At 64.3% G+C, this 24,988-nt stretch carries 23 protein-coding genes and 1 riboswitch; of the genes, 11 read left to right on the top strand and 12 right to left on the bottom strand.

What is annotated here, in order from left to right; all coding sequences use genetic code 11:
• Positions 1–24 precede the first annotated feature (24 nt).
• From urtA to AC5RVN_RS09295, 7 genes are all read right to left on the bottom strand, one after another.
• Positions 25–1,290, bottom strand: coding sequence for an urea ABC transporter substrate-binding protein (gene urtA / locus AC5RVN_RS09325; protein WP_494137746.1), 1,266 nt, complete (start codon positions 1,288–1,290; stop codon positions 25–27).
• A gap of 353 nt (positions 1,291–1,643) precedes the next feature.
• Positions 1,644–2,069 (bottom strand): heat shock protein transcriptional repressor HspR, encoded by a 426-nt coding sequence (locus tag AC5RVN_RS09320; protein ID WP_494042475.1) that lies wholly within the window; start codon positions 2,067–2,069, stop codon positions 1,644–1,646.
• A 13-nt stretch (positions 2,070–2,082) separates the two neighbouring features.
• Entirely contained in the window at positions 2,083–3,054 is a 972-nt protein-coding gene (locus tag AC5RVN_RS09315; protein WP_494137745.1) for a DnaJ C-terminal domain-containing protein, read from the bottom strand.
• Between the two features lie 83 nt (positions 3,055–3,137).
• Positions 3,138–3,857, bottom strand: a complete 720-nt coding sequence (locus tag AC5RVN_RS09310; protein ID WP_494104944.1) for a nucleotide exchange factor GrpE — start codon at positions 3,855–3,857, stop codon at positions 3,138–3,140.
• Positions 3,858–3,859: 2 nt separating this feature from the next.
• The gene (gene dnaK, locus AC5RVN_RS09305; protein ID WP_494104943.1) at positions 3,860–5,728 is read right to left on the bottom strand and encodes a molecular chaperone DnaK; all 1,869 of its coding nucleotides are present in this window, start codon (positions 5,726–5,728) and stop codon (positions 3,860–3,862) included.
• A 241-nt stretch (positions 5,729–5,969) separates the two neighbouring features.
• Positions 5,970–6,266, bottom strand: coding sequence for a hypothetical protein (locus tag AC5RVN_RS09300; protein ID WP_494042471.1), 297 nt, complete (start codon positions 6,264–6,266; stop codon positions 5,970–5,972).
• Between the two features lie 122 nt (positions 6,267–6,388).
• Positions 6,389–8,596: an MMPL family transporter gene (locus AC5RVN_RS09295; RefSeq protein ID WP_494137744.1), complete on the bottom strand. Its 2,208-nt coding sequence runs from the start codon at positions 8,594–8,596 to the stop codon at positions 6,389–6,391.
• Between the two features lie 205 nt (positions 8,597–8,801).
• Between AC5RVN_RS09295 and AC5RVN_RS09290 the strand changes: the two genes are divergently transcribed.
• The 5 genes from AC5RVN_RS09290 (at position 8,802) to AC5RVN_RS09270 (ending at position 13,694) form a co-directional block, all read left to right on the top strand.
• Positions 8,802–9,326 carry a MarR family winged helix-turn-helix transcriptional regulator gene (locus AC5RVN_RS09290; protein ID WP_494042469.1) on the top strand — a complete coding sequence of 175 codons (525 nt, stop codon included), beginning with the start codon at positions 8,802–8,804 and terminating at the stop codon, positions 9,324–9,326.
• Positions 9,327–9,395: 69 nt separating this feature from the next.
• On the top strand, positions 9,396–10,214 hold the full coding sequence (locus AC5RVN_RS09285) for a methyltransferase domain-containing protein (RefSeq protein ID WP_494042468.1): 819 nt from the start codon (positions 9,396–9,398) through the stop codon (positions 10,212–10,214).
• Positions 10,215–10,290: 76 nt separating this feature from the next.
• Positions 10,291–10,914 carry a LysE family transporter gene (locus tag AC5RVN_RS09280; RefSeq protein ID WP_494042467.1) on the top strand — a complete coding sequence of 208 codons (624 nt, stop codon included), beginning with the start codon at positions 10,291–10,293 and terminating at the stop codon, positions 10,912–10,914.
• Positions 10,915–11,039: 125 nt separating this feature from the next.
• Positions 11,040–11,573 (top strand): low molecular weight protein-tyrosine-phosphatase, encoded by a 534-nt coding sequence (locus AC5RVN_RS09275; RefSeq protein WP_494137743.1) that lies wholly within the window; start codon positions 11,040–11,042, stop codon positions 11,571–11,573.
• Between the two features lie 33 nt (positions 11,574–11,606).
• A complete protein-coding gene (locus AC5RVN_RS09270; RefSeq protein ID WP_494137742.1) occupies positions 11,607–13,694 on the top strand; it encodes a chorismate-binding protein in 2,088 nt (695 codons plus the stop codon).
• A gap of 14 nt (positions 13,695–13,708) precedes the next feature.
• Here the strand turns inward: AC5RVN_RS09270 and cls are convergent, their stop codons facing one another.
• Positions 13,709–15,184, bottom strand: a complete 1,476-nt coding sequence (gene cls, locus AC5RVN_RS09265; protein WP_494042464.1) for a cardiolipin synthase — start codon at positions 15,182–15,184, stop codon at positions 13,709–13,711.
• A gap of 96 nt (positions 15,185–15,280) precedes the next feature.
• Here cls and AC5RVN_RS09260 point away from each other — a divergent pair, with 96 nt between their 5' ends.
• The 3 genes from AC5RVN_RS09260 (at position 15,281) to AC5RVN_RS09250 (ending at position 16,920) form a co-directional block, all read left to right on the top strand.
• Entirely contained in the window at positions 15,281–16,210 is a 930-nt protein-coding gene (locus tag AC5RVN_RS09260) for an aminodeoxychorismate lyase (RefSeq protein WP_494042463.1), read from the top strand.
• 50 nt (positions 16,211–16,260) lie between these two features.
• Positions 16,261–16,422 carry a hypothetical protein gene (locus AC5RVN_RS09255; RefSeq protein ID WP_494042462.1) on the top strand — a complete coding sequence of 54 codons (162 nt, stop codon included), beginning with the start codon at positions 16,261–16,263 and terminating at the stop codon, positions 16,420–16,422.
• Between the two features lie 243 nt (positions 16,423–16,665).
• Entirely contained in the window at positions 16,666–16,920 is a 255-nt protein-coding gene (locus tag AC5RVN_RS09250; RefSeq protein ID WP_494042461.1) for a hypothetical protein, read from the top strand.
• A gap of 98 nt (positions 16,921–17,018) precedes the next feature.
• Here AC5RVN_RS09250 and opgC read toward each other — a convergent pair whose 3' ends face one another.
• Positions 17,019–19,409 carry an OpgC domain-containing protein gene (opgC, locus tag AC5RVN_RS09245; RefSeq protein WP_494137741.1) on the bottom strand — a complete coding sequence of 797 codons (2,391 nt, stop codon included), beginning with the start codon at positions 19,407–19,409 and terminating at the stop codon, positions 17,019–17,021.
• 345 nt (positions 19,410–19,754) lie between these two features.
• Positions 19,755–19,869, top strand: a riboswitch (SAM riboswitch).
• Between the two features lie 13 nt (positions 19,870–19,882).
• On the opposite strand from opgC, the gene AC5RVN_RS09240 reads away from it, so the two are divergent.
• The 3 genes from AC5RVN_RS09240 to AC5RVN_RS09230 are packed head-to-tail and all read left to right on the top strand — an operon-like array spanning position 19,883 to position 21,777.
• Positions 19,883–20,161: a DUF1737 domain-containing protein gene (locus tag AC5RVN_RS09240; RefSeq protein WP_494137740.1), complete on the top strand. Its 279-nt coding sequence runs from the start codon at positions 19,883–19,885 to the stop codon at positions 20,159–20,161.
• On the top strand, positions 20,158–20,568 hold the full coding sequence (locus tag AC5RVN_RS09235) for a rhodanese-like domain-containing protein (RefSeq protein ID WP_494137739.1): 411 nt from the start codon (positions 20,158–20,160) through the stop codon (positions 20,566–20,568). Before AC5RVN_RS09240 ends, AC5RVN_RS09235 begins: the two co-directional genes overlap by 4 nt.
• Positions 20,569–21,777 carry an O-succinylhomoserine sulfhydrylase gene (locus tag AC5RVN_RS09230; RefSeq protein ID WP_494042457.1) on the top strand — a complete coding sequence of 403 codons (1,209 nt, stop codon included), beginning with the start codon at positions 20,569–20,571 and terminating at the stop codon, positions 21,775–21,777. It begins immediately after the preceding gene.
• 1 nt (position 21,778) lies between these two features.
• Here the strand turns inward: AC5RVN_RS09230 and AC5RVN_RS09225 are convergent, their stop codons facing one another.
• The 3 genes from AC5RVN_RS09225 to AC5RVN_RS09215 all read right to left on the bottom strand — a co-directional run bounded on the left by AC5RVN_RS09225 (position 21,779) and on the right by AC5RVN_RS09215 (position 24,982).
• Positions 21,779–22,072, bottom strand: a complete 294-nt coding sequence (locus AC5RVN_RS09225; RefSeq protein ID WP_494042456.1) for a DUF1905 domain-containing protein — start codon at positions 22,070–22,072, stop codon at positions 21,779–21,781.
• An 89-nt stretch (positions 22,073–22,161) separates the two neighbouring features.
• The gene (locus AC5RVN_RS09220) at positions 22,162–23,391 is read right to left on the bottom strand and encodes a glutamate--cysteine ligase 2 (RefSeq protein ID WP_494042455.1); all 1,230 of its coding nucleotides are present in this window, start codon (positions 23,389–23,391) and stop codon (positions 22,162–22,164) included.
• Positions 23,392–23,458: 67 nt separating this feature from the next.
• Complete coding sequence (locus AC5RVN_RS09215; RefSeq protein ID WP_494137738.1) at positions 23,459–24,982, bottom strand: UDP-N-acetylglucosamine 1-carboxyvinyltransferase; 1,524 nt, start codon at positions 24,980–24,982, stop codon at positions 23,459–23,461.
• Positions 24,983–24,988: the final 6 nt, after the last annotated feature.

Below are 24,988 nucleotides of genomic sequence, written 5' to 3'. Positions count from 1 at the left end.
CTTTCTTCGAAGTGTGGGCAGCTGTTACTTGGCCAAATCCTTGGCCCAGTCATACGTGGCCAGGAACGGATCCGGTTCAACGGCTTCCGGTGAGGACCAGACGGTGTCAATGAGGCCCTCCGCGTTGATCTTGCCAATCCGGGGAGTCTTGGTGATGTGGTTGTTCTCCCCGTCCACTGTCACCAGGCCTTCGGGCGCCTCGAAGGCGACCCCGTCCGCTGCGGCCTGAACCTTGTCCACGTCAAACGACCCGGCCTTTTCCACCATGGCCTTCCAGAGATACAGGGAGGTGTAGGCAGCCTCCATGGGGTCGCTCGTCACCCTCTCGGCACCGAACTTCGCCTTGAACGCTGCGACGAACTTCTTGTTGGCTGGGGTACCAAGGGTCTGGTAGTAGTCCCAAGCCGTCAACTGTCCTTCAACGTTGTCCAGGCCGACGCCGGGAACTTCCTCTTCGGCAATGGAAACCGAGACAACGGGCATGCTGTCAGCCGCCAGGCCGACGCTCTTGTACTGACGGAAGAAGGCCACATTGCTGTCGCCGTTTAAAGTGTTGAAGACCGCGTCGGCTTTGGAGTCCCGCACTTTATTTACGATGGTGGAAAACTCGGTCGAGCCGAGCGGCGTGTACTCTTCGCCTAGAATTTCCATGCCCTTGGCAGCGGCGTAGGCCCGAATGATCTTGTTGGCCGTCCGCGGGAAGACATAGTCGCTGCCCACCAGGAAAAGCGACTTTGTTCCCTGCTCAGCCAGGTAATCCAGAGCGGGAATGATTTGCTGGTTCGTAGTGGCGCCGGTATAGAAAATGTTTTTCGACGACTCCAGGCCTTCGTACTGCACCGGATAAAACAGAAGGGCATCGTTGGCTTCGAACACCGGGAGCATGGCTTTGCGGCTTGACGAGGTCCAGCCGCCGAAGACTGCAGCTGTGCAGTCCTGTTGAATGAGTTTTCCGGCACGCTCGGCAAACTTGGTCGGTTCGCTGGCGCCGTCCTCACTGACCACCTGTAGCTGCTTGCCCAAAACACCGCCGGAAGCATTGATTTCCTCCGCGGCCAGGGTCAGGGAGTCGAAGACGGTGCTCTCGCTGATGGCCATGGTGCCGGACAGGGAGTTTATGAAACCCACTTTGATGCTGTTGCCTGACGTGTCCACACAGGAACTGCCGCTGCTGGCGGTGGAGCCTCCGGACGCCGGGTCCGCAATCTGGCTGCCACAACCTGCCAGCACCGTGGCCACAGCGGCCGCAGTAAGGGGAAGGAAAGCGCGTTTGTTAACCGAAACCCTCATGTGTACCTGCTTCTCATTCAGCCGCTGCCAAGGCAGCGGCTCGCCTCCAAGGCCTTGGGAAGTGACCTCTTGCGATGAATGTAGGAGCCGATTGTTTCGGTGCCTGGAGGATTGGTTTCGGGACAGTTTCCAAACTGTTGCCTGGGCTGGCCCAAAGCCACGGCGCAGGAAGTAACGCGCGGAAGAACCGCGGGAAAGCGGGACGCTGAGATTTAACCTGCGGGAAACGTGCTGATTCGTAACTTAGGCCTGCGGGCCGGACACAATCCACGAAGGCAATGGCACCGCTCACCTGCGGTTATAGGAAAATAGGCGGCCAGCGGCCGGCTCGCGCCAGGCGGAAGTAGCGGCGCCTACCGCCCGATGGCGCGCGGCCGCCAGAGCACCACGGCCTGCGACCGCGGCCGGGGCCGTTGGCCCCGGGCCAGGCTCACCACGTCGCCGGCAGCACCGGCTGCGAAAATGCGCGAATCGAATGGCTGCGGCCGGCGGCTCAGTTCGTCCGCCAGCTCGGAAACCCGGCGCTGCAAAGCGGCCACCTGGTTTTCGAGCTCGAGGATCCGTTTGATGCCTTCGAGCGAGACGCCTTCCTGGGAGAGCCGCTGCACCTCGCGCAACATGTTGATGTCGCGCTGCGAGTAGCGGCGGGACTTTCCGGGCGCGCGGCTGGGCGAGACGATGCCCATCCGGTCGTACTGCCGAAGGGTCTGGGGGTGCATGTCCGCCAGTTCAGCCGCCACCGAAATTACAAAGATCGGCTGGTCTGAGTTGATGTCCACGGCTCACCCGCTGCTAAAGCCGGGCCTTGGCGGCCAGGCCCTCTCGGACGTCAGCGCCGGCTGTGGCATCGGCAAACGCCTTCACCGCAGCTTCAGCTTCCTTGTTCAGGTTCTTGGGCACGGCGACGTCGATGGTCACCAGCAGGTCCCCGGTCCCCTTGGACGTTTTCACGCCTTTGCCCTTGACCCGCAGCGTACGGCCCGACGGCGTACCGGCCGGCACGCGGACCCGCACCTTTTCGCCGTCAATGGTGGGCACTTCGATATCGGCACCCAGCGCAGCTTCGGGAAAGGTGACCGGGACGTGCACGCGGAGGTTGTCGCCGTCGCGGGTGTAAAACTCGTGCGGCTTGACCGCCACGGAGACCACGAGGTCGCCGTTGCCGGCCGGACCCGGCTGGCCCTTGCCTCGCACCCGGACCTTCTGGCCGTCCTTGATGCCGGCAGGCACGCGGACGTCGATGACTTCACCGCTGGGTTCCCGCAGCCCGATGGTGGTGCCGCGGATGGAACCCGAGAAGGAGATGCTGGTGGAGGCAGACCGGTCGGCGCCTTTCTGCGGAGCGCGCTGGAAACCCGTCTGGCCGAAACCGCCGCCAAACAGGTCCGCGAACTCGGGCGGGATGCCGCCCGAAGAAGGATTGAAGCCCCCGGCGTGGCGTCCGGTGTTGCCCGTGAAAAGGCCGCCGAACATGTCCTCAAACCCGCCGTTGCCTCCTCCGGCACCGCCGGGAGCAAAGCGGGCCCCGCCTCCCATGGCGCGGATGGCGTCATACTGCTGGCGCTCTTCGGGATCGGAGAGAACAGAGTAAGCCTCGGAGATGTCCTTGAACTTCTTCTCGGAAGCAGAGTTCCCCGAGTTGGTATCAGGGTGGTGCTCGCGTGCCAGCTTCCGGTAAGCCTTCTTGATATCGGCGTCGGAAGCGTCCTTGGCGACACCAAGGATCTTGTAAAAGTCCTTGTCCACCCAATCCTGGCTAGCCAATGGCGTTTCCTTTCGAAAGTTATGAATCGGTGGTTGAGCTTATCGAAACCCAAGTTTCGACAAGCTCAACCACCGGAGTATAGCTACGCAGGTACTGCGACGATGACCTGGGCGGCCCGGAGGACGCGTTCGCCTGACTTGTAGCCGGAGCGGAGCACCTGGCTGACGGTGTCAACTTCGATGTCCCCGCCGGGCTGCTGGATGAGGGCCTCGTGGATCGTGGGATCGAACTCCACGCCGGTCTCGTCGATCCGAACCAAACCGTAGGTCTTCAGCGCGTTCTCCAGCTTTGCGGCGATCGCGGCGAAGGGGCCGTCGGCGAGGTCACCATGCTGCCGGGCGGCGTCGACGTCGTCCAATACCGGAAGCAGGGAGTTCAGGACGCCGATGACGGCCATCTCCCCTGCCACGGCACGGTCGCGTTCAACGCGCTTGCGGTAGTTGACGTACTCGGCCTGCAGGCGGAGGAGGTCGTTCTTCAGCTCTGCCGCCTCAGCTGAGGAGCCACCTGCCGAAACGCCCTGCGCCACGGATTCCTCTGCCGGCACCTGGATGCCGTTGAGGATCTCTTCGGCCTGGGCAAGCGCGTCGCCGTCGGAATCCACTGCTTCAGAAGGGTCGCCGGGAACAGTGTTGCCGCCTTCAGCGTGCCCGCCCTCGGGGTGGCGGGCAGCCCCGGTCACCGGGTCAACCTTGCGGTTGTCCCGGATGACCGGTTCCTGGCGGCCGTTGCCCTGCTGCTCCTGGAGGTGCTCTTCACGGGGTGACGTGTTGTGCTCTTCCTCGTTACCGTGGTGCGGCATGGTTACTTCTTCGCTTCGTCTTCGTCGATGATCTCGGCGTCGACGATGTCTTCGTCGCCCTTGTCACCGGCCGGAGCGCCGCCTTCAGCACCTGCGGCACCGGTTGCGCCGTTGGGGGAACCGGCCTGGGAGTAGATGGCCTCGCCCAGCTTGCCCTGGGAAGCCTGGAGCTTCTCAAAGGCGGCCTTCACTGCGGCGTCGTCCGTGCCTTCAAGGGCCTTCTTGAGGTCGTCAACGTCGGTCTGGACCTCGGTCTTGACCTCTTCAGGCAGCTTGTCGGCGTTGTCGGCGATGAGCTTGTCCACGGAGTAGGCAAGCTGCTCGGCGGTGTTGCGGGTGTCGGTGGCCTCACGGCGGGCCTTGTCCTCGGCTGCGTGCTCCTCGGCATCCTTGACCATGCGGTCGATGTCTTCCTTGGAGAGGCTGGAACCGCCCGTGATGGTCATGGACTGTTCCTTGCCGGTGCCCTTGTCCTTGGCGGAGACGTGGACAATGCCGTTGGCGTCGATGTCGAAGGTGACCTCAACCTGCGGGACGCCGCGCGGAGCCGGCGCGATGCCGGTCAGCTCGAACGTTCCCAGCGGCTTGTTGTCGCGGGTGAACTCGCGCTCGCCCTGGAAGACCTGGATAGCCACAGACGGCTGGTTGTCATCAGCCGTGGTGAAGGTCTCGGACCGCTTAGTGGGGATGGCGGTGTTGCGCTCGATCAGGTGCGTCATCACGCCACCCTTGGTTTCGATGCCGAGGGACAGCGGGGTGACGTCGATCAGGAGTACGTCCTTGCGCTCACCCTTCAGCACACCGGCCTGGAGGGCTGCGCCAACAGCGACGACCTCATCCGGGTTCACGCCCTTGTTGGGCTCCTTGCCGCCGGCCAGTTCCTTGACCAGGTCGTAAACCGCAGGCATACGGGTGGAGCCGCCGACGAGGACGATGTGGTTGATGTCGGAGAGCTTAATGCCGGCTTCCTTGATCACATCGTGGAAGGGCTTCTTGGTGCGCTCCAGCAGGTCCTTGGTGAGGTCCTGGAACTTGGCGCGGGTCAGCTGCTCGTCCAGGTGGACCGGGCCGTCGGGGGTGACGGACAGGTACTGGAGGGAGACGTTGGTGCTGGTGGAGGAGGAAAGTTCCTTCTTGGCCTGCTCTGCTGCTTCGCGGAGGCGCTGGAGGGCGATCTTGTCCTTGGACAGGTCGATGCCCTTAACCTTGAGCTGGTTGAGCAGGTAGTCAACCACGCGCTGGTCCCAGTCGTCGCCGCCGAGGCGGTTGTCACCGGCGGTGGCGCGGACCTGAATGGTGGAGAAGTTGTCTTCGTCCTTGCCGACCTCCAGCAGGGAGACGTCGAAGGTGCCGCCGCCGAGGTCGAAGACCAAGATGAGTTCGTCTTCCTTGCCCTTGTCCAGGCCGTAGGCCAGTGCCGCGGCGGTGGGCTCGTTGACGATGCGCAGGACGTTCAGGCCTGCGATCTCGCCGGCTTCCTTGGTGGCCTGGCGCTCGGCGTCGTTGAAGTAGGCCGGGACGGTGATGACGGCGTCGGTGACCTTTTCACCCAGGTAGGACTCGGCGTCGTTCTTCAGCTTCATGAGGATACGCGCGGAGATTTCCTGCGGGGTGTACTTCTTCTCATCGATGCCGACGGTCCAGCCGGTGCCCATGTGGCGCTTGACGGAAGCGATGGTGCGGTCGATGTTGTTGACGGCCTGGCGCTTGGCGATCTCGCCGACCAGGACCTCGCCGGACTTGGAGAATGCAACGACGGACGGCGTGGTGCGGCCACCCTCGGCGTTGGCAATAACGGTGGGCTCGCCACCTTCGAGAACGGAGACGACGGAGTTGGTGGTTCCGAGGTCGATACCTACTGCACGTGACATGTGTTGCTTCCTTCTTTCCTTGGAAACTGCGGGCGCCCAGACAATTGAGCGTTCTGCACTCAACTCTACTCAGGGCGTCAGCGATGTCAATCCAAAGTTGAGTGACCTACGCTCAAGTCTGGGTTTAGGCAGTGCGGGGCGGGCTTGGATTTCCGCGAAAAGCCGGTGTTAAAAGCGAACGACGACGGCTCTCCGTTTCGCTGCTGGAGAACGCCGCCGCCGTACTGCCTGCCTGGTTGTGCTACCTGTCTCCGTCCCGGTGACCGTGAAGGGGCCCCCGCTCCTCCGCGGTGGTGTTGACCTGCCCGTCCGTGAGCCTTTCGCGGATACTGTCCGTTTCGTGGGCCGTTCCGGCGGTGCCGGCAGAGCCGTAGTCGCCGTCCTCGTATTCACCGTCTTCAAGGTTTCGGGCAGCGTCACCGGCGGTGCCGGCATCGCCGTAGTCGCCGCTCACGTATTGCCCGCCTTCGCCCTCAAGGCCGGGGGCAGTGCTTCCTTCGCGGGGCTCCTCGCCGAAAGTTTCCTGGTTCTCAGTCATGGTGCATCTCTCCTTTGAGTTCCGCGTCCATGCGGGCGCATTTGCAGTCTATCCAGCAGGACTTTCCGTCAACAGGGCCGGAAGGGGCGCCTGCCAGGCAGGGCACCCCCATCAGGTCCTGCTTACCGGCGGCCGGCTCCTTCCAGGTCGGTTTCGTGGCTCCGGCCGGCCTCGCCCCATACGGCGGCGTCCTGTTCGGGGCGGCCCGGCTTGCCCGGCCACCAGATCCGGGGGCCGATGTCATAGGCCAGGGCGGGCACCAGCAGCGAGCGCACCAGGACGGTGTCAAGCAGCACTCCGAACGCGACGATGAACGCCAGCTGCACCAGGAACATGATGGGAATGACGCCCAGCGCGGCGAAGGTCGCTGCCAGCACCACGCCTGCGGATGTGATGACGCCGCCGGTGACGCTGAGTCCCCGGAGAATGCCGGGGCGGGTGCCGTGCTTGAGGGATTCCTCGCGGACCCGGCTCATCAGGAAGATGTTGTAGTCCACGCCGAGGGCGACAAGGAATACAAAACCGAACAACGGTACGGTGGCGTCCGCGCCCGGGAAGCCCAGGATGTTGTTGAACACCAGCGCCGAGACGCCCATGGCGGCCGCGTAGGAGAGCACCACGGAGAGCACCAGCAGGACCGGCGCCAGGACTGAGCGCAGCAGCAGCATAAGGATGAAGAGGATGACCACCAGGACAACCGGGATGATGATCACCAGGTCCCGCTGCGCGGTGGTGTTGGTGTCCAGGGCTGTCGCCGTCACGCCTCCCACCAGCGCGCCCGGGTCCACCGCCTTGATGTCGTCGCGAAGGGCCTTCACAGCCTCCTCGGCCTCGATGGAATCAGCTGCGGAGTTCAGCGTGGCATTGATCAGCACCTTTCCTTCGCGGACGTCCGGCGAGCTGGGAGCGCCGGGGGCTCCGGTAATGGGCACCGAGCCCTGGGCCAGCAGGTAGGCCTCGCCCACGCCGTCGGCCGCCTTCACAGTGTCCAGCACCTCCTGTGCCTTCCCTTGATCCGCGACCACGACGGCGGGGCTGCCGCTGCCGGCGTCGAAATGGCGTGCCAAGGCGTCCTGGCCGTCCACCGCATTGGAAGCACTGAGGATGACGTCCGTCTGCGGGACGCCGTTGGCCTTGAGCTGCAGGAGACCGGCGGAACCGGCAAGCAGAACGAGTACCGAGGCAACCCAGATGATGCGGGGGCGCCGGGAAACCAGCGAGCCGGTGGCCCGCCACAGTCCCTTCTGGCCTTCCAGCCCGGTCACGATCTCCGGCCCACGCGCGCCTGCCGGCGCAAGCTTCGGGCGGAAGGGCCAGAACGCTGCGCGGCCCAAAAGGGCCATCAGTGCGGGTAGCAGGGTCAGGGCTGCGAACAGCGAGCAGAGGATGCCTGCTGCAGCCACCGGCCCCAAGGCTTTGTTGGAGTTGAGGTCCGAGAAGAGCAGGCACAGCAGCGCGATGATCACGGTGGCGCCTGAAGCCAGGATGGGCTCGAAGGAGGCTTTCCAGGCAGTCAACACGGCGGCCGTGCGGTTGCTCGTATGGGTGAGGGCTTCACGGAACCTTGCCACATACAGCAGCGCGTAGTCCGTGGCGGCGCCGATCACCAGGATGGACAGGATGCCCTGGCTCTGGCCGTTGAGCTGGATCCAGCCCGCCTTGGCCATGCCAAAGACCAGCAGGATCGCCGCGCACAGTGCGAAGACCGAGGTCAGGAGCACCACGATGGGAAGCAGCAGTGAGCGGTAGACAACCAGCAGGATCACGAACACGGCGGCCAGCGCCACGAGCAGGAGGATTCCATCGATGCCGGCAAAGGCTGCGGTGAGATCGGCAGCAAGCCCGGCAGGACCGGTAACGAACGTGCGCAGGCCTTCCGGTGCCGCCCCGGCCACGGTGTCCCGCAGTTCCTGGACGGCCTCCTTGATCTCGGCGGAAGAATCAATCGGGGCAATGAACTGGACCGCTTTGCCGTCCTCCGAGGGGATGGGCCCAATGACGGCGCTGCCGAGCTCGAGGCCCTCAAGGTCTGTCCGGAGGCTAGCAATGTCGCCCAGCTGTTCCGGACTCAAAGCTTCCTCGCCCTCCAGGACGATGACCCCGGGAACTTCATCGGAGTCCCGGAACTTTGCTTGCCAGTCACGCGCGGCGGTTGCCTCGGCGCTGGCGGGCAGGAAAGACGCCTGATCGTTGGAGGAGACCTCCTCGAGGCGACCGAAGGTGGGACCGCCCACCCCCGCAAGGGCCAGCCACGTCAAGACCAGGATCACAGGGAGCAGCCAGCGCAGCCAGAACGGGACGCGTTCCTTGGCATGGGAGTGGGAGTTCATGGGGCCTTCCTAGTGCTGGGCAGGAGTAGAATTGGTTCCATATTAGAGTATCTCTGCGATGGAGATAAGTGTTTACCTAGCTTTTTCTCTCCGGCACCGATGAGGGCGGGCGGGCGCTCCTGAAGTAATATCCGTCAATACGGCCCGGCAGCACGGCTGCCGTCCACAGCGGAGAGTTCCCGCTTAAGGCACACATTGGAGGGGCATGACCGGCGAGGAAACTGCCGCCATCACCGGCCCTCCCACGGGTGAGGGCCCGCATCCGCTGGTTCGGCTCCTTCAGGAGTTCACGCTGGAGGCCAACCGCTACGTGGACTCAGCGGGCGGGCGCAAGGACATGCACAGGACGGACCTGAATGCACTGGCAGTGATCATGCGCCACACTGCCGCCGGCGGCACGGTCACGCCGGGGCTCCTCCGCAAGGAACTGAACCTCAGCTCGCCTGCCACCACCGCGCTGATCGACAGGCTGGACAACTCCGGGCATGTGGTGCGCGAGCGCGACAGTTCGGACCGCCGGCAGGTCCACCTGCGGATGACACCCAAGGCATTCCAGGACGGCGGAGCCATTTTCGCTCCCCTCTCGCGGCGGATGGGGAGCGCCATGGCGGATTTCAGCCCGGAGGAGCTGGAGACGGTGACCCGGTTCATGACGGCCATGGTGGAAGCCACGGTGGCCGCACGGGAAGAATCGGCCAACACGCCCGGTTCTCCCACGGCGCGCAAGTAGGTCGCGCCAGCGTCGTCTTACGGCCCGAAACGACAGTGGGAGTTACCCGGTTGGGGGTAGCGTTTGATTATGAGTGCGCAGCAGCCTGAAGACGACGTTTACACGCACGGCCACCACGAGTCGGTGGTCCGGGCCCATGCCGCCAGGACGGCCGAGAATTCCGCGGCGTTTGTCCTGCCGCACCTGAGGCCGGGGGTTGAAGTGCTCGACGTCGGCTGCGGGCCGGGCAGCATCACCTGTGATTTCGCCGCCCTGGTCACCCCCGGAAAGGTCACCGGGCTGGACCGCTCCCCGGACATTATCGCCCAGGCAAAGGCCCTCGCCGCCGAGCGGGAGGTCGCCAACGTCGAGTTCGTGGCCGGCAACATCTACGACCTCGACTTCGAGGACGAAACGTTCGACGTCGTCCACGCCCACCAGGTCCTGCAGCACCTGACCGACCCGGTGGAGGCGCTGCGGGAGATGCGCCGGGTCGCAAAGCCCGGCGGGATTGTTGCAGTACGCGACGCCGACTTCCATGGCATGAGCTGGTACCCCGCCATCCCCGAGCTGGACGAGTGGATGGAGTTGTACCAGCGCATCGCGCGGCGCAACGGAGCAGAGCCCGACGCCGGGCGGCGGCTTGTCAGCTGGGCCCAGTCCGCGGGCTTCACCGACGTCGCGCCCAGCAGCAGCAACTGGCTTTATGCCACAGGACAGCAGCGGCGCTGGCAGGCCCGGGTCTGGGGTGAGCGCGTCCTGCACTCAGCGTTTGCTGAGCAGGCGCTGGAATACGGGTTCGCCAACCCTGCGGACCTTGCCCGGATTTCCGCCGGCTGGCACCGCTGGGGCTCCACCGACGACGGCTGGTTCCTGATCCCCAACGGCGAGGTCATAGCGCGGGCATAGATCCGCGGCGGTGTGCAGGCAACGTCAAACCGCCGCTGGTACTGATCGTGTCCATAGCTGCCACTAAGCTTTACTGGTGCAATTCTCACTTTGGCTTGCCCTGGCCGGCGCCGGCGCCCTGATCAGTTTCACCCCCGGCGCCGGAGCCATCAACACCATGAGCAACTCCCTGAACGCCGGCTTCCGCCGCTCCATTTGGGGCATCCTCGGGCAGCAGGCAGCGCTGGTCATCCATGTGGTGATCGTGGCTCTTGGCGTGGGGGTGCTGGTGGCCAGTTCCCCTGTGGCCTTCAACGTCATCCGCTATGCTGGCGCCGCGTACCTGGTTTACCTGGGCATCCGGCAGTTCCTCAGCAAGCCGGACCTTGGGCAGGAAAAGATTGCGGGCCTTCGGAACGAGCCTGCCTGGTCCATTTTTCGGCGCGGGCTCTGGGTGAATCTGCTGAACCCGAAGGCAATTGTTTTCTTCCTGGCTTTTATGCCCCAGTTCATCCGTCCCGAGCAGCCGCTCCTGGCCCAGTACGCAGTTCTTACGGCGACGGTTGTGGCCATCGACATCCTGGTGATGTGGTTCTTCTTTGCCGCCGCAGCACGGTCCTTCGAACGGTTCACGCACAGCGCCCGGGGGCAGCTGATCCTCAACCGCGCGTTCGGCATCCTCTTTGTCGCCGTGGGCATCCTGCTGGCTTTCCTCCACTGACCTTCATCGCACTGCACCGGGCGTATCAAGGAGTATGACGGGGCTGCAAAATTTCTTTACAAAAAAGTCAACCTTTGTGAAACTGCCGCTAGCCAACATGGGCCATTAGCACGCATGCTTACTACATGAACTCAGTGTCGAGCCCATACCGCGTCATCGCCGTCTGCACCGGAAATATCTGCCGCTCCCCCATGGCAGAGTTCATGCTCGCTGCGGCGCTGCAACGCGAGGGGCTGGACACCGTGGTCACCGTCGACTCCGCAGGCACCACCGGCTACGAAGCAGGCCGGCCCATCGACCCGCGGGCCGCACGCCGGTTGTCGGCAACGAAGCTTCCCTCCGATAAACACCGCGCCCGGGAATGGCATCCGGCGTGGTTCCGCGAACGGGACCTCATCCTGGCCCTGGACATTGACCATTACGCCTGGCTCACCGAAGCGGCTCCGGACCAGGAGTCCAGGGATAAGGTCCGCATGCTGCGCAGTTTTGATCCCCTGCTGGCGGAAAAGGACCTGCTGGACCAGGGCATCGAGGATCCCTGGTACGGCGGCCAGTCCGATTTCGACGCCGTCTGGCGCCAGATCCACGACGCGCTGCCCGGGCTCGTGAACCACATCAGGGGTGCCGTCATCAAAGATGCCCAGCTACTGCACAGATGAAAGCCCGGCGGGGAAAAAGGTACGCTCTAACCCATGAGCCCAGCCCCCGTCATCATCGCCATTGACGGGCGCTCCGGCGCAGGGAAGACAACGCTCGCGGTCGAACTGGCGGCACGGCTGCGCGCCCATCACAAGGTCGCGCTGTTCCACCTCGAGGACATCTACCCCGGCTGGAATGGGCTGATGGCCGGCATCGACCGCTACGTCGCCACCGTCCTCGAACCCTTGAGCCGGGGTGATGCGGCTACCTGGACCAGCTGGGACTGGGAAAAACATTACGACGGCGACGTCCGCGTCACGCTGCCCGCCGAGATTGTGATTGTAGAGGGGGTAGGGTCCGCTGCCGGCGCCGCGCGCCCCCTTCTCAGCGCCGTCATTTGGGCGGACTCTCCGGAGGACGTGCGCCGCACCCGCGCCCTGGACCGGGACGGCGGGACCTACGAACCCTACTGGGACCAATGGGCGGCCCAGGAAGAGGAGTGGCTGAACGGCGACGACGTCCCGCGCCACGCCGACGTGCGCGTCCTTAACCGGGCCGACGGCAGCGCCCCCTCCGATGTCCTGCAGCTCCTGCCGTACCTCCCCGGCCTGGCCACTGCCCTTTCCCCCGAACTGTCCGCCCGCCGCGGCCTAAGCCTTCACGCCGAGCGCCTGGACCTGCGCCCGGATGCGGCTACGCTGTTCCATTCGCTCTACGGCGGCTCACCCAATGCCGTTTGGCTGGACTCTTCCAACGCGGACGGCCCGGCCGGAACCAGAACTTTCCCGCCCGCGTCCGCCGCTGCCGAGCGCAGCCGCTTCAGCATCATGGCGGACGACGCCGGCCAGTCCGGCCAGTCGGTGACGCACCGCTCCGGCGAGAGCGTGATCCGCGCAGGCTGCGCCACAGCCACTGTGGAAGGCTCCTTCTTCCGCTGGCTCGATACGGTGTGGGGCGGAGACGGGGTCAGCATCCCGGACGGTTATCCCGGAGATTTTACGCTCGGCTGGCTGGGATGCCTGGGGTACGAACTCAAGCGGGAAACCGGGGGCGCCGATCTCTCTTCACCCACCCCCGATGCCGCCCTGATCTTCGCCGGCAGGGGCGTAGTACTGGACCACGCCGCCGGCAGTGCCTGGCTCCTGGCCCTGGCTGTTCCTGACGCAGACCAGTGGCTTGGCCAGGCGCGGGCAGCCGTGGAAGCTGCTTCCCGCTCCGCCGCACCGGCCGCCCTGACCGCCCAAGCGGGCGGCAGCAGCGGCGTCGTACTTCCGGCGGTGCCCGTGTTCCGGAGCCGCGATACCAGCGGCGCCTACAAGGCGAAAATCGCCGCGGCGCAGCACGAAATCGCTGAAGGTAACACCTACGAGGTGTGCCTGACCACTACGCTTATTGCCAATGTTCCGGCCGCTGAGCTGGACCCGTGGCAAACCTACCTGGACCTCCGCCGCAAAAACCCGGCCCCCTTCGCCAGCTACTTGAGATTCGGCGGCCTCACGGTGGCCAGCACCTCCCCCGAGCGCTTCCTGAAGTTGGGGTCCGACGGCGGCATGCGCGCCGAACCCATCAAGGGAACCCGCCGCCGGGCCGCTGATCCGGCGGAAGATGAGCAGCTGCGGTGGGACCTCGAAACGTCCTTGAAGGACCGCGCCGAGAACATCATGATCGTTGACCTTCTGCGCAACGACCTCAGCCATTTCGCGGTCCCCGGTTCCGTAACGGTGAGCAGGCTCTGTGCCATCGAAAGCTACGCCACCGTTCACCAAATGGTGAGTACCATCGACGCGCAGCTGCGGCGCGGATCATCCCGTGCCGAAGCTGTGGCAGCCTGCTTCCCTGCCGGTTCCATGACCGGTGCACCCAAGATCAGCACCATGGCCATCTTGGACCGGCTGGAAGGCGAAGGGCGCGGACTGTACTCCGGCGCCGTCGGATACTTCTCCCTGAACGGCGCAACGGACCTCGCCGTCGCCATCCGGACTTTGGTGATCCGCGGGGAAGGTGACGGGACGGTGGAACTGACGCTCGGCGTCGGCGGCGCCATTACCGCCGACTCGGACCCTGATGACGAATATGAGGAGATCCGGACCAAGGCCTTCGGCGTCCTCTCGACCCTTGGCGCGGAGTTTCCTGACGTTTAGACGAGGCCCGCCTGTTACTGGACGGTGGCTGTCAGCCTCGCCACATTGTCCACATAGCGTGCTGCGAGTGGCCGGTTAAGCCAGTCCGCCAGCTTAAGCTCATGCGAAATATCCCGGTAAGTGTCTTCCACGGCACGCATCTTGGTGACAATGTCGGCGCCAAGCAGCATTACCGACACCTCCAGGTTCAGTGAGAAGGAGCGCATGTCCATGTTGCTGGATCCGAGGACGGCCACTTCGTCGTCGATGGTGAAGTGCTTGGCGTGGAGCACAAACGGGGCTTTGTACAGGTAAATCCGGACGCCGGCTTCCAGAAGGGCCTCATAGTAGGAGCGCTGGGCATGGTGGACCAGGAACTGGTCGCCCTTCTCGGAGACGAACAGCTCCACGTCAACCCCGCGCTGGGCAGCGGTGGTGATGGCGTAGAGCAGCGAATCGTCCGGGACGAAGTACGGGCTGCAGATGGAGATCCGGCGCTGGGCGGAGTAGATGAGGGTATTGAAGAGCCTCAGGTTGTTTTCCGTGATGAATCCCGGGCCGCTGGGCACCACCTGCGCCGTGACGTTGCCGGGACGCGCATCCGCCGGGAGCTGCAGTTGGTGTTCCAGGGATTCGTCGGTCTCACTGAGCCAGTCGGTGGCAAAAACGACGTTGAGGGTGGTGACGATCGGCCCATGCAGGCGGGCCATCAGCTCCACCCACTCCCGGCCCGCCTTGCGGTGCCTCGGGTTGTTGTAGGACGGCTCAATCAGGTTCTGCGAGCCGGTGAAGGCGGTCTCGCCGTCGATCACCATGATTTTGCGGTGGTTCCGCAGGTCGGGGCGGCGCCACTGGCCGTGGATGGGCAGGAGCGGAAGCATGCGCTTCCACTGGATCTTGCTGGCCTTGAGCCGTTTCAGGAGCCGGTTGTAGCCCTTGACCCGGAGGGTGCCGATATGGTCGAACAGCACCCGGACTTCCACGCCCCGTTCGGCCGCTTCCTCAAGCGCCGTCAGGAGCTCGTCGGTGATGTGGTCCGTGCTCATGATGTAGAACTCGGCATTTACGAACTTTTTCGCCTTCCGCACCGCCTGCGTCATGTGCAGGATCGAGTCCGGGTAGCCGGGGATAAGCTCCACGGAATTGCCGTCCACCATGGGCAGTGAGCCCAGCCGCCGGTTCAACTCCGCCGCGGACCTCACCCATTCGGGGCCCGGGTAGTCGCTCTCCACGTCCGCCAGCGAGGAGATCCCGGCGCGCACCCGCTCGTTGACCTGCTGCTGCTGCTCCCGCCGTCGTTTGGACAGCTGGAAGTTGCCGAACAGCAGGAAGAGGATGATGCCCAGAAACGGGACAAAAAAGATGCCCAGCAGCCACGCCATCGCTGTGGTGGGCCGCCGGTTGCCGGGGATGATGCCCAGGGCCAGCACCCGGATCACCAGGTCGGCGACGGCCAGCAGCACCACGATCCATGTCGGCGCGGAACCGGCAAGCGAAAATGGCCACAACACGTGTATTCCCCCCGGAGGATGGGCTCCCGGCGGACGGATTCCGGCCAGGGCACTCTGCCCAGCTTATCCGCAGGGACGCCGCACTAAGCTGGAGCCATGACCTCTCCAGCTTCTGTGGTTCTTGTATTCCTCGACCCCGCGTTCCCGGACGGCCGGCTGGCCGATGCGTCCAAACCCCAGTTGTTGGTCACGGACCAGGGTGCGACCCGCGGCGACGGCATCTTCGAGACCATGCTTGCCGTGGACGGCAGCGTCCGGAAAATCCAGGCGCACCTGGACCGTCTGGCGGGATCCGCAGCAGCACTGGACCTGACCATTCCCCGCGAGGAGGAATGGCGCCGCGCCATCGCCACAGCCCTGTCCGAACACCGGACCCAGCACCCGCCCGTGGCCGGGTCCGACGACGAACTGGTGGTCAAGCTGGTAGTGACCCGGGGAGTTGAGGGTGCCCCGGCCCCCACGTCGTGGGTGCAGGTTTCTCCTGTCGGGTCGGCCGGACGCCGCCAGCGCGAGGCAGGCATCGACGTCATCCTCCTTGACCGGGGCTACGACAGTGAGGTTGCCGAACGTGCACCCTGGCTGCTGCTTGGCGCGAAGACGCTCTCCTACGCCGTCAACATGGCTGCCTTGCGGCACGCCCACAAACAGGGCGCCGATGACGTCATCTTCATCTCCTCGGACGGCCGCGTGCTGGAGGGACCAACGTCAACTGTTCTGATGGCGCACCTGGAAGCGTCCGACGACGGCGCTCCCGTCAAGCGGCTCATCACTCCACAGCTGGACAGCGGCATCCTGGCGGGTACCTCCCAGGGTGCTTTGTTTGCGGCCGCGAAAACGGCCGGGTGGGAACTGGGGTACGGTCCGCTGGAGCCCCAGGACCTGCTGGACGCGGACGCCGTCTGGCTGATTTCCAGCGTGCGCATGCTGGCCCCGGTGAACCGCATTGACGGCAAAGAGGTGGGCACCCCGTCGGTGCAAAAAGAGCTCACCGCGGAGCTGAACGAGCTGTTCGCGGCAATCGAATAGGTTTTGCCTTTGGGGCCATGTTCCTGGCGCCCCATCAGCCGTAGGGTGTGGTGCGGGGCGACACCGCACTGCTGGAGGACCAGCAGGACAGGGATGCGGTGGACCGCCTGGGCCTGGAACCATGGCAACCCGGCGAGAAAGCCCACTACATCAGGTTCTCAGCCACAGTGATGACCGCCGCCGCTTCAAAGTCAATGCACCGGATATTTTGAACACCCGTCTCACTGACCGCCGGCGGGCTTCCTTCGAGTAGCCGGAGACTGAGGGTAATTCCAAACGCTTGCTGAATGTGTAGCCTACTAGTAAGGTCTACATTGTAGATAAGGCACTAGCACCGCCCCAGCTATCCGCTCCAAAGGAGCTGATCATTACTCCATGGCCCCGTGCAGGGCATTGAGTCTCTCGCTGCTGTAGCCGAACGGCGGTACACACGCACTTAGCGAAGGGACGCCGTCATGGCACATTCGCAGTTCGATATTTTTCTCCAAGAAGCCACTTACCTGGACCAGTCCTCTGGCCACAACCTCAATGACGACCGCCTCTACGGGCTTTACACCAGTTGGTGCTACATCAACCAGCAGGTCCCCGGGAGGGAAGCCTCTTTTTGGGCAGCCATGAAACACCGGATCACCCCCGGCTGCAACGGCCTCCGCATGAAGGGCCCGGCCGCCACTGACTACATCCTGGCGAGTTCCCCGGGGCTCGTATAGGCATCGAAGAACCAGAAAGGCGTGAAGCGCTGCCCAGCCGGCAGCGCTTCACGCCTTTTGTTTTAGTTATTTGCCTCCGGCGGCCTTCAAAGGTTTCCTTAGGTGGGGATGAACCGGAAGAGGAATCGGGTGCGGACCATTACCCACAGCAGTCCCAGCACCAGTGCGTAGGCTGCGGTGTTCAGCAACACGTCACCCTGCCGAAGAGCCGGAATGTTGGCGATTACGGCGATGAGCGCTACGTGGAGGATGAAGACGTACAAGGTTGCCCGGCCCAGGGGAATCAGGAACCAGCCCAGGGCCCGTTCCACCGGCTTCCAGTAAGCCGTCAGGAAGGCGTAGGCGGCCACCACCAGGACCATGACGTTGAGGAGCCGGCCCGGAGCCAGATACGTGCGGCCAAAAAAGAGGTCGTACATGGTCCTGTACGCCGCATCCGGCACAAGGCCGAGCCGCACATCGAAGCCGTTGGCCAGATACGGGTTGCCCCAGGACAGGAAGGCGAAGACGAGCGCTGCCGCCGTGCACGCCAGCACGATCCCCGTGTGTCCGGCGAGCCAGGCAACCACCCTGTGCCGGTGGAACCCAGCCACCAGGCCGATGACAAACAGCACCTGCCACACCAGCAGCGGGAACGAATCCTCGAACTGGGAAGGCAGGATGCGGAACCGCGTCACCGCTCCCATTGCATACACGGCCAGGGTGGCCGCCAGTACCCACAGGGTTTTGCCGCGGTTAAGGGCCGCCAGGATCAGTGGGCTGGCAAGGAGCAGCACTACGTACAGGCCCATGATGTTGAACTGCCACGGGCCGACCTGCAGCAGCAGGATGGCCGGCAGGACCTGGGGCGGCACAGGAAACTGGAACAGTGACTCCATGCCGGCGTACAGGTCGTAGGTGCGGCCGGCGGCGTCGGACCCGGCCCCGCCGGTGCCTTGGTCCACGAACGTGGTTAGGGTGTCGGTTTGGAAGAAGGGCAACAGCGAGGCCAGGAACACCCCCAGAAGGACCACCAGCGCCGTGAGGTACAGCTTTCCCGCCCGCCGCGAGGTCAGGTCCACCACCGTCCCGAAGTCTTCCTTGACCCTTGGTCCGTACACCATGCCCACCACCAGGCCGGAGAAGAGGACAAAGAGCTCCGCCCCGGACACGAAGCCCACGGCCTCCTGGGTGAGCAACTGAAACAGCGACGTCATCCCCAGGTGGTTGACCACCACAAAGACGATGGCCAGTCCCCGCAGCAGGTCCACCCGGGAATCCCTGGAGGAGGAGTCGGCGTAAGCCCACGCTGTTGCCGCGTTCACGCGCCGGGGAACCTGCCATAGCGCCACGAGCAGAATGACCAGCGCCGCGGCAACAGTCCAGGAAGCAGGGCCTGAAAGGGTGTTGGCCCGCACGTGCCCGCTGCCTGCCACAACCTCCGTGACCGGCCCGGTGACCAGCGGGGAAGCCTGCAGCCTCTGCCGGGCTGCGTCTGCGATGGCAGGGTTCCCGGTGAGCAGCCAGTTGATGCCAGCCACACCCGTGTCTCTGGTGTTTGTGCGTTCATCCCACACCACCGCGGCGGTCCTGGTGAATTCGGTTGATCCTGCGGCGCCGAGGACCTGGTCCCACCAGGAGGCTTTGATCTCCATTTCGGTGGCGCCGCCGGACGCCGGGCTGTAGAAGGCGGACGTCTGCAGCAGGAACGGCTTATCTTTACCCTCCGAATACGTTGCGTAAAAGTTTTCGCTACCCGATGCAGTAAGCATTTCCTGAAGTTCGCCCTGCCGGGGAACGGTATTGACGGGCGCCCCGCCGGCCGTGTCGTCGTGGAATGCTGTCAGCCCCACCCAGTCCACCGCCTCGTCCCCCGGATAGTAAGGGCTATAGGCCGCGTCCGAGCCGTCCCACGCGCCGTCGCGGTTGGTATCGAGCAGGGCGAAACCTTCGCTTCCCGGCACCGGCACATTCCGGTGCCGGTTGAAGGGGTAGTCCTTGCCCAGGTAGGGCTCCCACACCATGGCGGTACGGCCGCCGTCGAGATTGTTGAAGGCTGCGGCGACGGCCTGGAAGGCGGACCGGTAGGCGCTGGGCTGCTGGCCCCATTCCACCCAGCTGGCATTCATGTCGGGGGCAAAACGGATCAGCACGTGGCCTTTGAAGTTGCCTGTCAGATCGGCCACTTCGCCGGCGAATGCTGAAGCGGTGTCTGCAGTGATCTGGTCCAGCGGAACCGTGGGCTGCACCGTGAGCATTGCATGTGCGCCTTGTTCACCTGACTGTTCCAGGAAGCCCCGGATGTCATTTTTCTCCGAGGCGCGGAACGGGATGGCTATGTCGTGCCCGAGCAGGGCCGGTGAGGCACCCAGGCGGCCGGCGAAACCGGCAGCGGTGTCCTCGCCCCATTCCAGCACAGCGCCCAGCAGCGGCTTGCCGTCGCCCGGAAAGGTCTCTGCCGCACGGGCTGGTCCCGCCGGCAGCACTATCAGCAGGACTGCCATCAGCATCAAAACAAGGAAGGCGGCCGTGGCGCGGGTCAGGACCAGCAAGCCGTTGCGGGAAGTCCGGGCAGGCAGCGGGCTGTTGTGCCCGCGCTTGGGCGCGGCGGCTGATGACGTGCTGATGGGACCCCCCGAAGCTGATACTCCAATGACGGGGCGGCCTGCCCCAAAAGAACTTTATCCGGCGTCAATATGTGCGGCACGCCAGGTGCCTTGACGCCGGAGCGAGTCCCGCCGTCGTGGGTTACCGAAAGTGACGTGCCGGCCGCTCAGCGGGCAGGGCCGGTTCAGTTACGGAACATGACGACGACGGCGGTGCGGGCATGCCCGCCAAGTGTTACGTTTTTTGGGAGTAATGAGTACCGGTGCCAAGCCCTGACTAACCGGTCGGCAACCCTCCTTCCGCGGCGGGGTGCCTCAGGTGAATACTCGGCATATCGACCGAATCGTGTTGCAAGCGTGAGAGAAGGAGATCCGTCGTGTCTGACGCACCTGCCCCTGAAGAGAGACTTTCGTACCGGCTCGTCACCGGCCCGGACGACCGGACATTCTGCGAACGGATTTCGGCCGCCCTGGCCGAGGGCTACGTGCTTCACGGCAGCCCGGCCGCCACCACCAACGGCGGCCAGGTGATAGTGGCGCAGGCCCTGGTCCTTCCGGCAGCCATCGCCTCCGCTGATGCCGCCGTTGCCACCGCGGTGGATAACCTAGAGGCCGCCGGCGAGGACCTCGAGTTCGACGGCGAGGGCCACGCATGAGCTACGCGGGAGACCTGACGCCCCAGGAGGCGTGGGACAAACTGGAGCACGGAGCCATCCTCGTGGATGTGCGGACCGAGGGCGAATGGGCCCACATCGGCATTCCTGACACCAAGGCCACCGACAATGATCCGCTGTTCATCCAGTGGACGTTTCCGGGCGGCATTCCCAACCCCGACTTCATCAGTTCCCTCACCCAGCAGGCGCCGGAAGACTCATCGACGGAGCTGATCTTCCTGTGCCGCTCGGGGCAGCGGTCCATCGCGGCTGCGATTGCTGCCACCCAGGCCGGTTTTACGTCCTACAACGTGCTGGAGGGCTTCGAGGGCGAGCCGGACCGCTACGGCGAACGCACCGTCAACGGCTGGAAGAACCGCGGCCTGCCCACCAACCTCGGAAAGAACTAAGTGACCTTCAACGAAGACGCCGCCGGCTGGAGCAGCAACACCCAGGCCGTGCGCGGCGGGCTGGACCGCACCAATTTCCAGGAAACCAGCGAGGCCGTGTTCCTGAATTCCGGGTTCGTGTACGAATCCGCAGCCGCTGCTGAACGGGCCTTCACCGGTGAGGACGAGCGCTTTGTGTACTCCCGCTACGGCAACCCGTCCGTTGCCACCTTCCAGGAGCGGCTCCGCCTCCTCGAGGGAACCGAGGCATGCTTTGCGACGGCGTCGGGCATGTCCGCGGTCTTTACCGCTTTGGGTGCCCTGCTGGCTGCAGGTGACCGCGTCGTGGCCGCCCGGTCCCTGTTCGGTTCCTGCTTCGTCATCCTGAACGAGATCCTGCCGCGCTGGGGTGTCGAAACGGTTTTTGTGGACGGGCCTGACCTGGAGCAGTGGCGCTCTGCGTTGTCCGAGCCCACCACCGCTGTGTTTTTTGAATCCCCCTCCAACCCCATGCAGGAAATCGTGGACATCGCCGCGGTCAGTGAGCTGGCACATGCCGCAGGTGCCACTGTGGTGGTGGACAACGTTTTCGCCACTCCCCTGCTGCAGCGCTGCGGCCAGCTCGGCGCCGACGTGATTGTCTACTCCGGCACCAAGCACATCGACGGCCAGGGCCGGGTGCTGGGCGGCGCCATCCTGGGCACCAAGGAATTCATTGACGGCCCGGTCAAGCAGCTGATGCGCCACACCGGTCCATCGCTGTCCGCCTTCAACGCCTGGGTGCTTACCAAGGGCCTGGAAACAATGGCCCTCCGCGTCAACCACTCCTCGGCGTCAGCCCTGCAGCTGGCCGAATGGCTGGAACAGCAGCCTGCCGTGAGCTGGGTGAAGTACCCGCTCCTGAAGTCGCACCCGCAGTACGAGCTGGCGGCCCGGCAGATGAGTGCCGGCGGGACGGTCCTGACCCTGGAACTGGCGACGACGGGTGCCCGCTCGGGCAAGGAGGCTGCCTTTGCGCTGCTGGACGGCCTCCGCATCATCGATATCTCCAATAACCTGGGCGACTCAAAGTCCCTCATTACCCACCCCGCCACCACTACTCACCGCGCAATGGGTCCGGAGGGCCGCGCAGCCATCGGCCTGAGCGACGGCGTGGTGCGGCTATCCGTGGGGCTGGAGGACGTGGACGACCTGATCGGCGACCTCGAACAGGCGCTGAAGCAGATTTAGCCTAGACGGAGAGCTGGACGGCAATGCCGTCACCTGCACCGACCTGCGCTTTGTCCCTGATCTCCTTCTTCACCGGCAAAAGGTAGGAATCGCTCTTGGTGTCCCGGAACAGCGAGGTCTGCCAGGAGTGCTCTCCGACCTTCGCGGTGACCTTGATCGAGCCGAATGCCGTCCCGGCACCTGCAGCGCGGACCCGGATGTCATCAGCGATGTCCGGAGGCAGGGTCACAAAATGCCATCCTGCCTCACCGGGGTACAGCCAAAGTTCTGCTTCAAAGGAATACGAGGCCGTCACCCGCCGAGTATGGCACGAACCCGTTACTTGTGACCCGCGCTTCACAGCTGAGCTGGTCCTCGAGGACGCCCTGCTGCCCTTCCCGCCTACTAGGGCTGACGAACCCGCAGCAGATCGGGCGTTTCTTCGACCTTCGACAGATCCAGGGTGCCACGCATCGTCACCTCTACCGCATGCCTCACCACTGCGCCGAAGCCCAAATCCTCAGGTGCTGCAGCGGCCAAAGCTCTGTCGCGGATGCGGCGCTGTTCAGCTGCCCCAGTTCCACGGGCAATGACGTCCTCCACCCCTTGCCGGGCAAGGGAAAGCTCGCCCTGCTCCTGCAATACCGGCGCGAGATAGTCCACCAGTGAACGCACTACGTCTGCGGCGCGCGCCGGCCGGAAGGAGCCGAAGTCCAACAGCTCTCCGCTGAGTCCTCCGCTGCTGGCCTGCCAGGAGGCCATCCGCAAGAGTACGGTGGGCACCGGCGCCGGATCGATGCCCTGGCGCCACTCACGGCCCGCCGTCTCCACGAGCGCACGGACGAGAACGGCAAGAAGGGCTGCATCCTCGGCCCGGAGGCAAACGTCTGCCACACGGACCTCCACAGTGGGGTGGTTCCGTGACAGTCGGGCATCGAAGTAGAGCATCCCTTCGTCCAGCATGACTCCGCTGTCCAGCAGCCGGGTGACCACGCGTCGATAGGCAGAATAGGTCCCATAGATCCCGGCTGGACCGGCAGTGGGCCAGCGGTTCCACGCCTGGGTACGGTAGCTCTCGAAACCGGTCTGAAGTCCGTTCCAAAAAGGCGAGTTGGCACTGACAGCGGTCAGGACCGCAAGCTTGTCCCGGATCCGGTCCAGCACGGCCACGCCCTCGTCAGGGGACTCAACGTAGGTGTGGACGTGGAAGCCGCAGGTCAGCTGCTCCTGTGCGGTCAAGCCAAATCGTTCCAGCATCCTGGCATAGCGGGGATCGGGAGTGGTATGGCTCGATAACCCGAGGGGCGAGGTGGCCAATGCCGCCACCCGGGCATTGTTCTGCCTGGCAGCGTTGTCAGCGAGCGTCCGCCCTGCCCGGATTTGTTCCAGCAGCACACCGTACTCCAGGCAGGGCCGCGTCTGCGTCTCAATCTGCTCCAGCTTAAGTTCGGCACTCAAGCCCATCCCGTCGTCGTCGTAAACGGTTTTGTCTTCCGTTTCGAGGTCCCGAAAGTCATCCGGGGCGTCGTCGGCAGCCACCCTGCGGCCGGAAAGCAGGGCATCAGCGAGGGCGAGCGGCTCCCCGCTCTCCGGGTCAACGATCAGGAGCTCTTCCTCAACGCCGAATGTACGCATACACACATTCTGCGGCAGGTAAAGGTTTTTGGACGGTCCTCAGGACTTCATGACGAAGCGTGAATGCTTAGTCCTGGAAGTACTCCACCTTTGCCCCGATGGCATTCAGCCGCTCGGCCAGGTCCTCATAGCCGCGCTCGATGACGTAGATGTTCCGCAGCTCGGACACGCCCCTGGCCGCGAGCATGGCCAGCAGCAGGCAGGCTGCGGGGCGCAGTGCCGGCGGACAGCCAACCTCCGCCGCGCGCCACTTGGTGGGCCCGTTGACGTAGATCCGGTGGGGGTCCAGCAGCTGAACCTGGGCACCCAGCCGGTTCAGCTCGGTCAAGTAGATGGCCCGGTTTTCGTAGACCCAGTCGTGGATCATGGTCTGGCCGCTGGCGTTGGCGGCTATGACTGCGAAGAAGGGCAGGTTGTCGATGTTAAGCCCGGGGAAAGGCATCGGATGGATCTTGTCCTCCGGCGCGTGCAGCTCGGACGGCTTGGTGGTCACGTCCACTAGACGGGTCCGTCCGTTGCGCGCCATGTACTCGCCGGAAATCTCCAGCTGCTGGCCCATCTGCTCCAGCGTAGCCAGCTCAATTTCCATGAACTCGATGGGGACCCTGCGGATGGTCACTTCAGAGTTGGTCACGATGCCGGCGGTGATGAGGCTCATGGCTTCAATTGGGTCTTCCGACGGGAAATACTCAATCTCCGCATCGATCATGGGACGTCCCGTGATCTTCAAAGTTGTGGTGCCGACGCCGTGGATGGTCACGCCCAGCATCTGGAGGTAGAAGCAGAGGTCCTGCACCATATAGTTGGGGCTGGCGTTGCGGATCACGGTTGTTCCCTCGCGGTGCGCCGCTGCCATGATGGCGTTCTCGGTGACAGTATCGCCGCGCTCCGTCAGCACAAAGGAACGGTCCCGGCTGTCGGCTTCGGGGGCCTGCACGGAATAGAACCCTGCGGTAGCTTCCACTGTCAGCCCGAACTGGCGCAGTGCCTGCATGTGCGGTTCAACTGTGCGCGTGCCAAGGTCGCAGCCGCCCGCATAGGGGAGCCGGTACTGCGAGGATTCATCCAGCAGCGGCCCCAGGAGCATGATGACGCTGCGGGTGCGGCGGGCGGCCTCAACGTCCATGGCCTCCAGGTCAAGGACGGCAGGCCTGCGGAGCTGGAGATCGGAGTCGTTGAGCCAGGTGCACTCGACTCCGATGCTGCTGAGCACCTCAACGATGCGGTTCACTTCCTCAATGCGCGCGAGGCGGCGAAGAACAGTGGTCCCCCTGTTAATGAGGCTTGCGCACAGCAGGGCGACGCCGGCATTCTTGCTGCTGTTGACGTCCACGGCGCCGGACAGCGTCTGGCCGCCTTCGACCCGAAGGTGCGTCATCTGCGGTTTTCCCACGTTGACGATGCTCCGGCCGAAGATTGCCTCCAGCCGCTGGATCATTTTCAGGCTCAGGTTTTGCTTGCCCTGTTCCATCCGTGCGATGGCACTTTGGCTTGTTCCAAGCTCGGCTGCCAGCTGGCCCTGCGTCCAGCCTTTCTCGCCCCGGGCATCCCGGAGCATGGCGGCAACGTGTTCAGTAGTTTCCTGCGTCATGCCGAA

Source organism: Arthrobacter sp. sptzw32, assembly GCF_059089735.1.
This window is presented reverse-complemented; position numbering and strand designations above follow the sequence as displayed.

Excerpts from the sequence above, each read along its gene's own strand:
- AC5RVN_RS09250 (WP_494042461.1), top strand. The coding sequence starts at position 16,666 with ATGGCACATTCGCAGTTCGATATTTTTCTCCAAGAAGCCACTTACCTG.
- AC5RVN_RS09270 (WP_494137742.1), top strand. The coding sequence starts at position 11,607 with ATGAGCCCAGCCCCCGTCATCATCGCCATTGACGGGCGCTCCGGCGCA.
- AC5RVN_RS09300 (WP_494042471.1), bottom strand. The coding sequence starts at position 6,266 with ATGACTGAGAACCAGGAAACTTTCGGCGAGGAGCCCCGCGAAGGAAGC.
- AC5RVN_RS09260 (WP_494042463.1), top strand. The coding sequence starts at position 15,281 with ATGACCTCTCCAGCTTCTGTGGTTCTTGTATTCCTCGACCCCGCGTTC.
- AC5RVN_RS09235 (WP_494137739.1), top strand. The coding sequence starts at position 20,158 with ATGAGCTACGCGGGAGACCTGACGCCCCAGGAGGCGTGGGACAAACTG.
- dnaK (WP_494104943.1), bottom strand. The coding sequence starts at position 5,728 with ATGTCACGTGCAGTAGGTATCGACCTCGGAACCACCAACTCCGTCGTC.
- AC5RVN_RS09220 (WP_494042455.1), bottom strand. The coding sequence starts at position 23,391 with ATGCGTACATTCGGCGTTGAGGAAGAGCTCCTGATCGTTGACCCGGAG.
- AC5RVN_RS09215 (WP_494137738.1), bottom strand. The coding sequence starts at position 24,982 with ATGACGCAGGAAACTACTGAACACGTTGCCGCCATGCTCCGGGATGCC.
- opgC (WP_494137741.1), bottom strand. The coding sequence starts at position 19,409 with ATGCTGATGGCAGTCCTGCTGATAGTGCTGCCGGCGGGACCAGCCCGT.
- urtA (WP_494137746.1), bottom strand. The coding sequence starts at position 1,290 with ATGAGGGTTTCGGTTAACAAACGCGCTTTCCTTCCCCTTACTGCGGCC.
- AC5RVN_RS09285 (WP_494042468.1), top strand. The coding sequence starts at position 9,396 with ATGAGTGCGCAGCAGCCTGAAGACGACGTTTACACGCACGGCCACCAC.
- AC5RVN_RS09275 (WP_494137743.1), top strand. The coding sequence starts at position 11,040 with ATGAACTCAGTGTCGAGCCCATACCGCGTCATCGCCGTCTGCACCGGA.
- AC5RVN_RS09295 (WP_494137744.1), bottom strand. The coding sequence starts at position 8,596 with ATGAACTCCCACTCCCATGCCAAGGAACGCGTCCCGTTCTGGCTGCGC.
- AC5RVN_RS09290 (WP_494042469.1), top strand. The coding sequence starts at position 8,802 with ATGACCGGCGAGGAAACTGCCGCCATCACCGGCCCTCCCACGGGTGAG.
- AC5RVN_RS09310 (WP_494104944.1), bottom strand. The coding sequence starts at position 3,857 with ATGCCGCACCACGGTAACGAGGAAGAGCACAACACGTCACCCCGTGAA.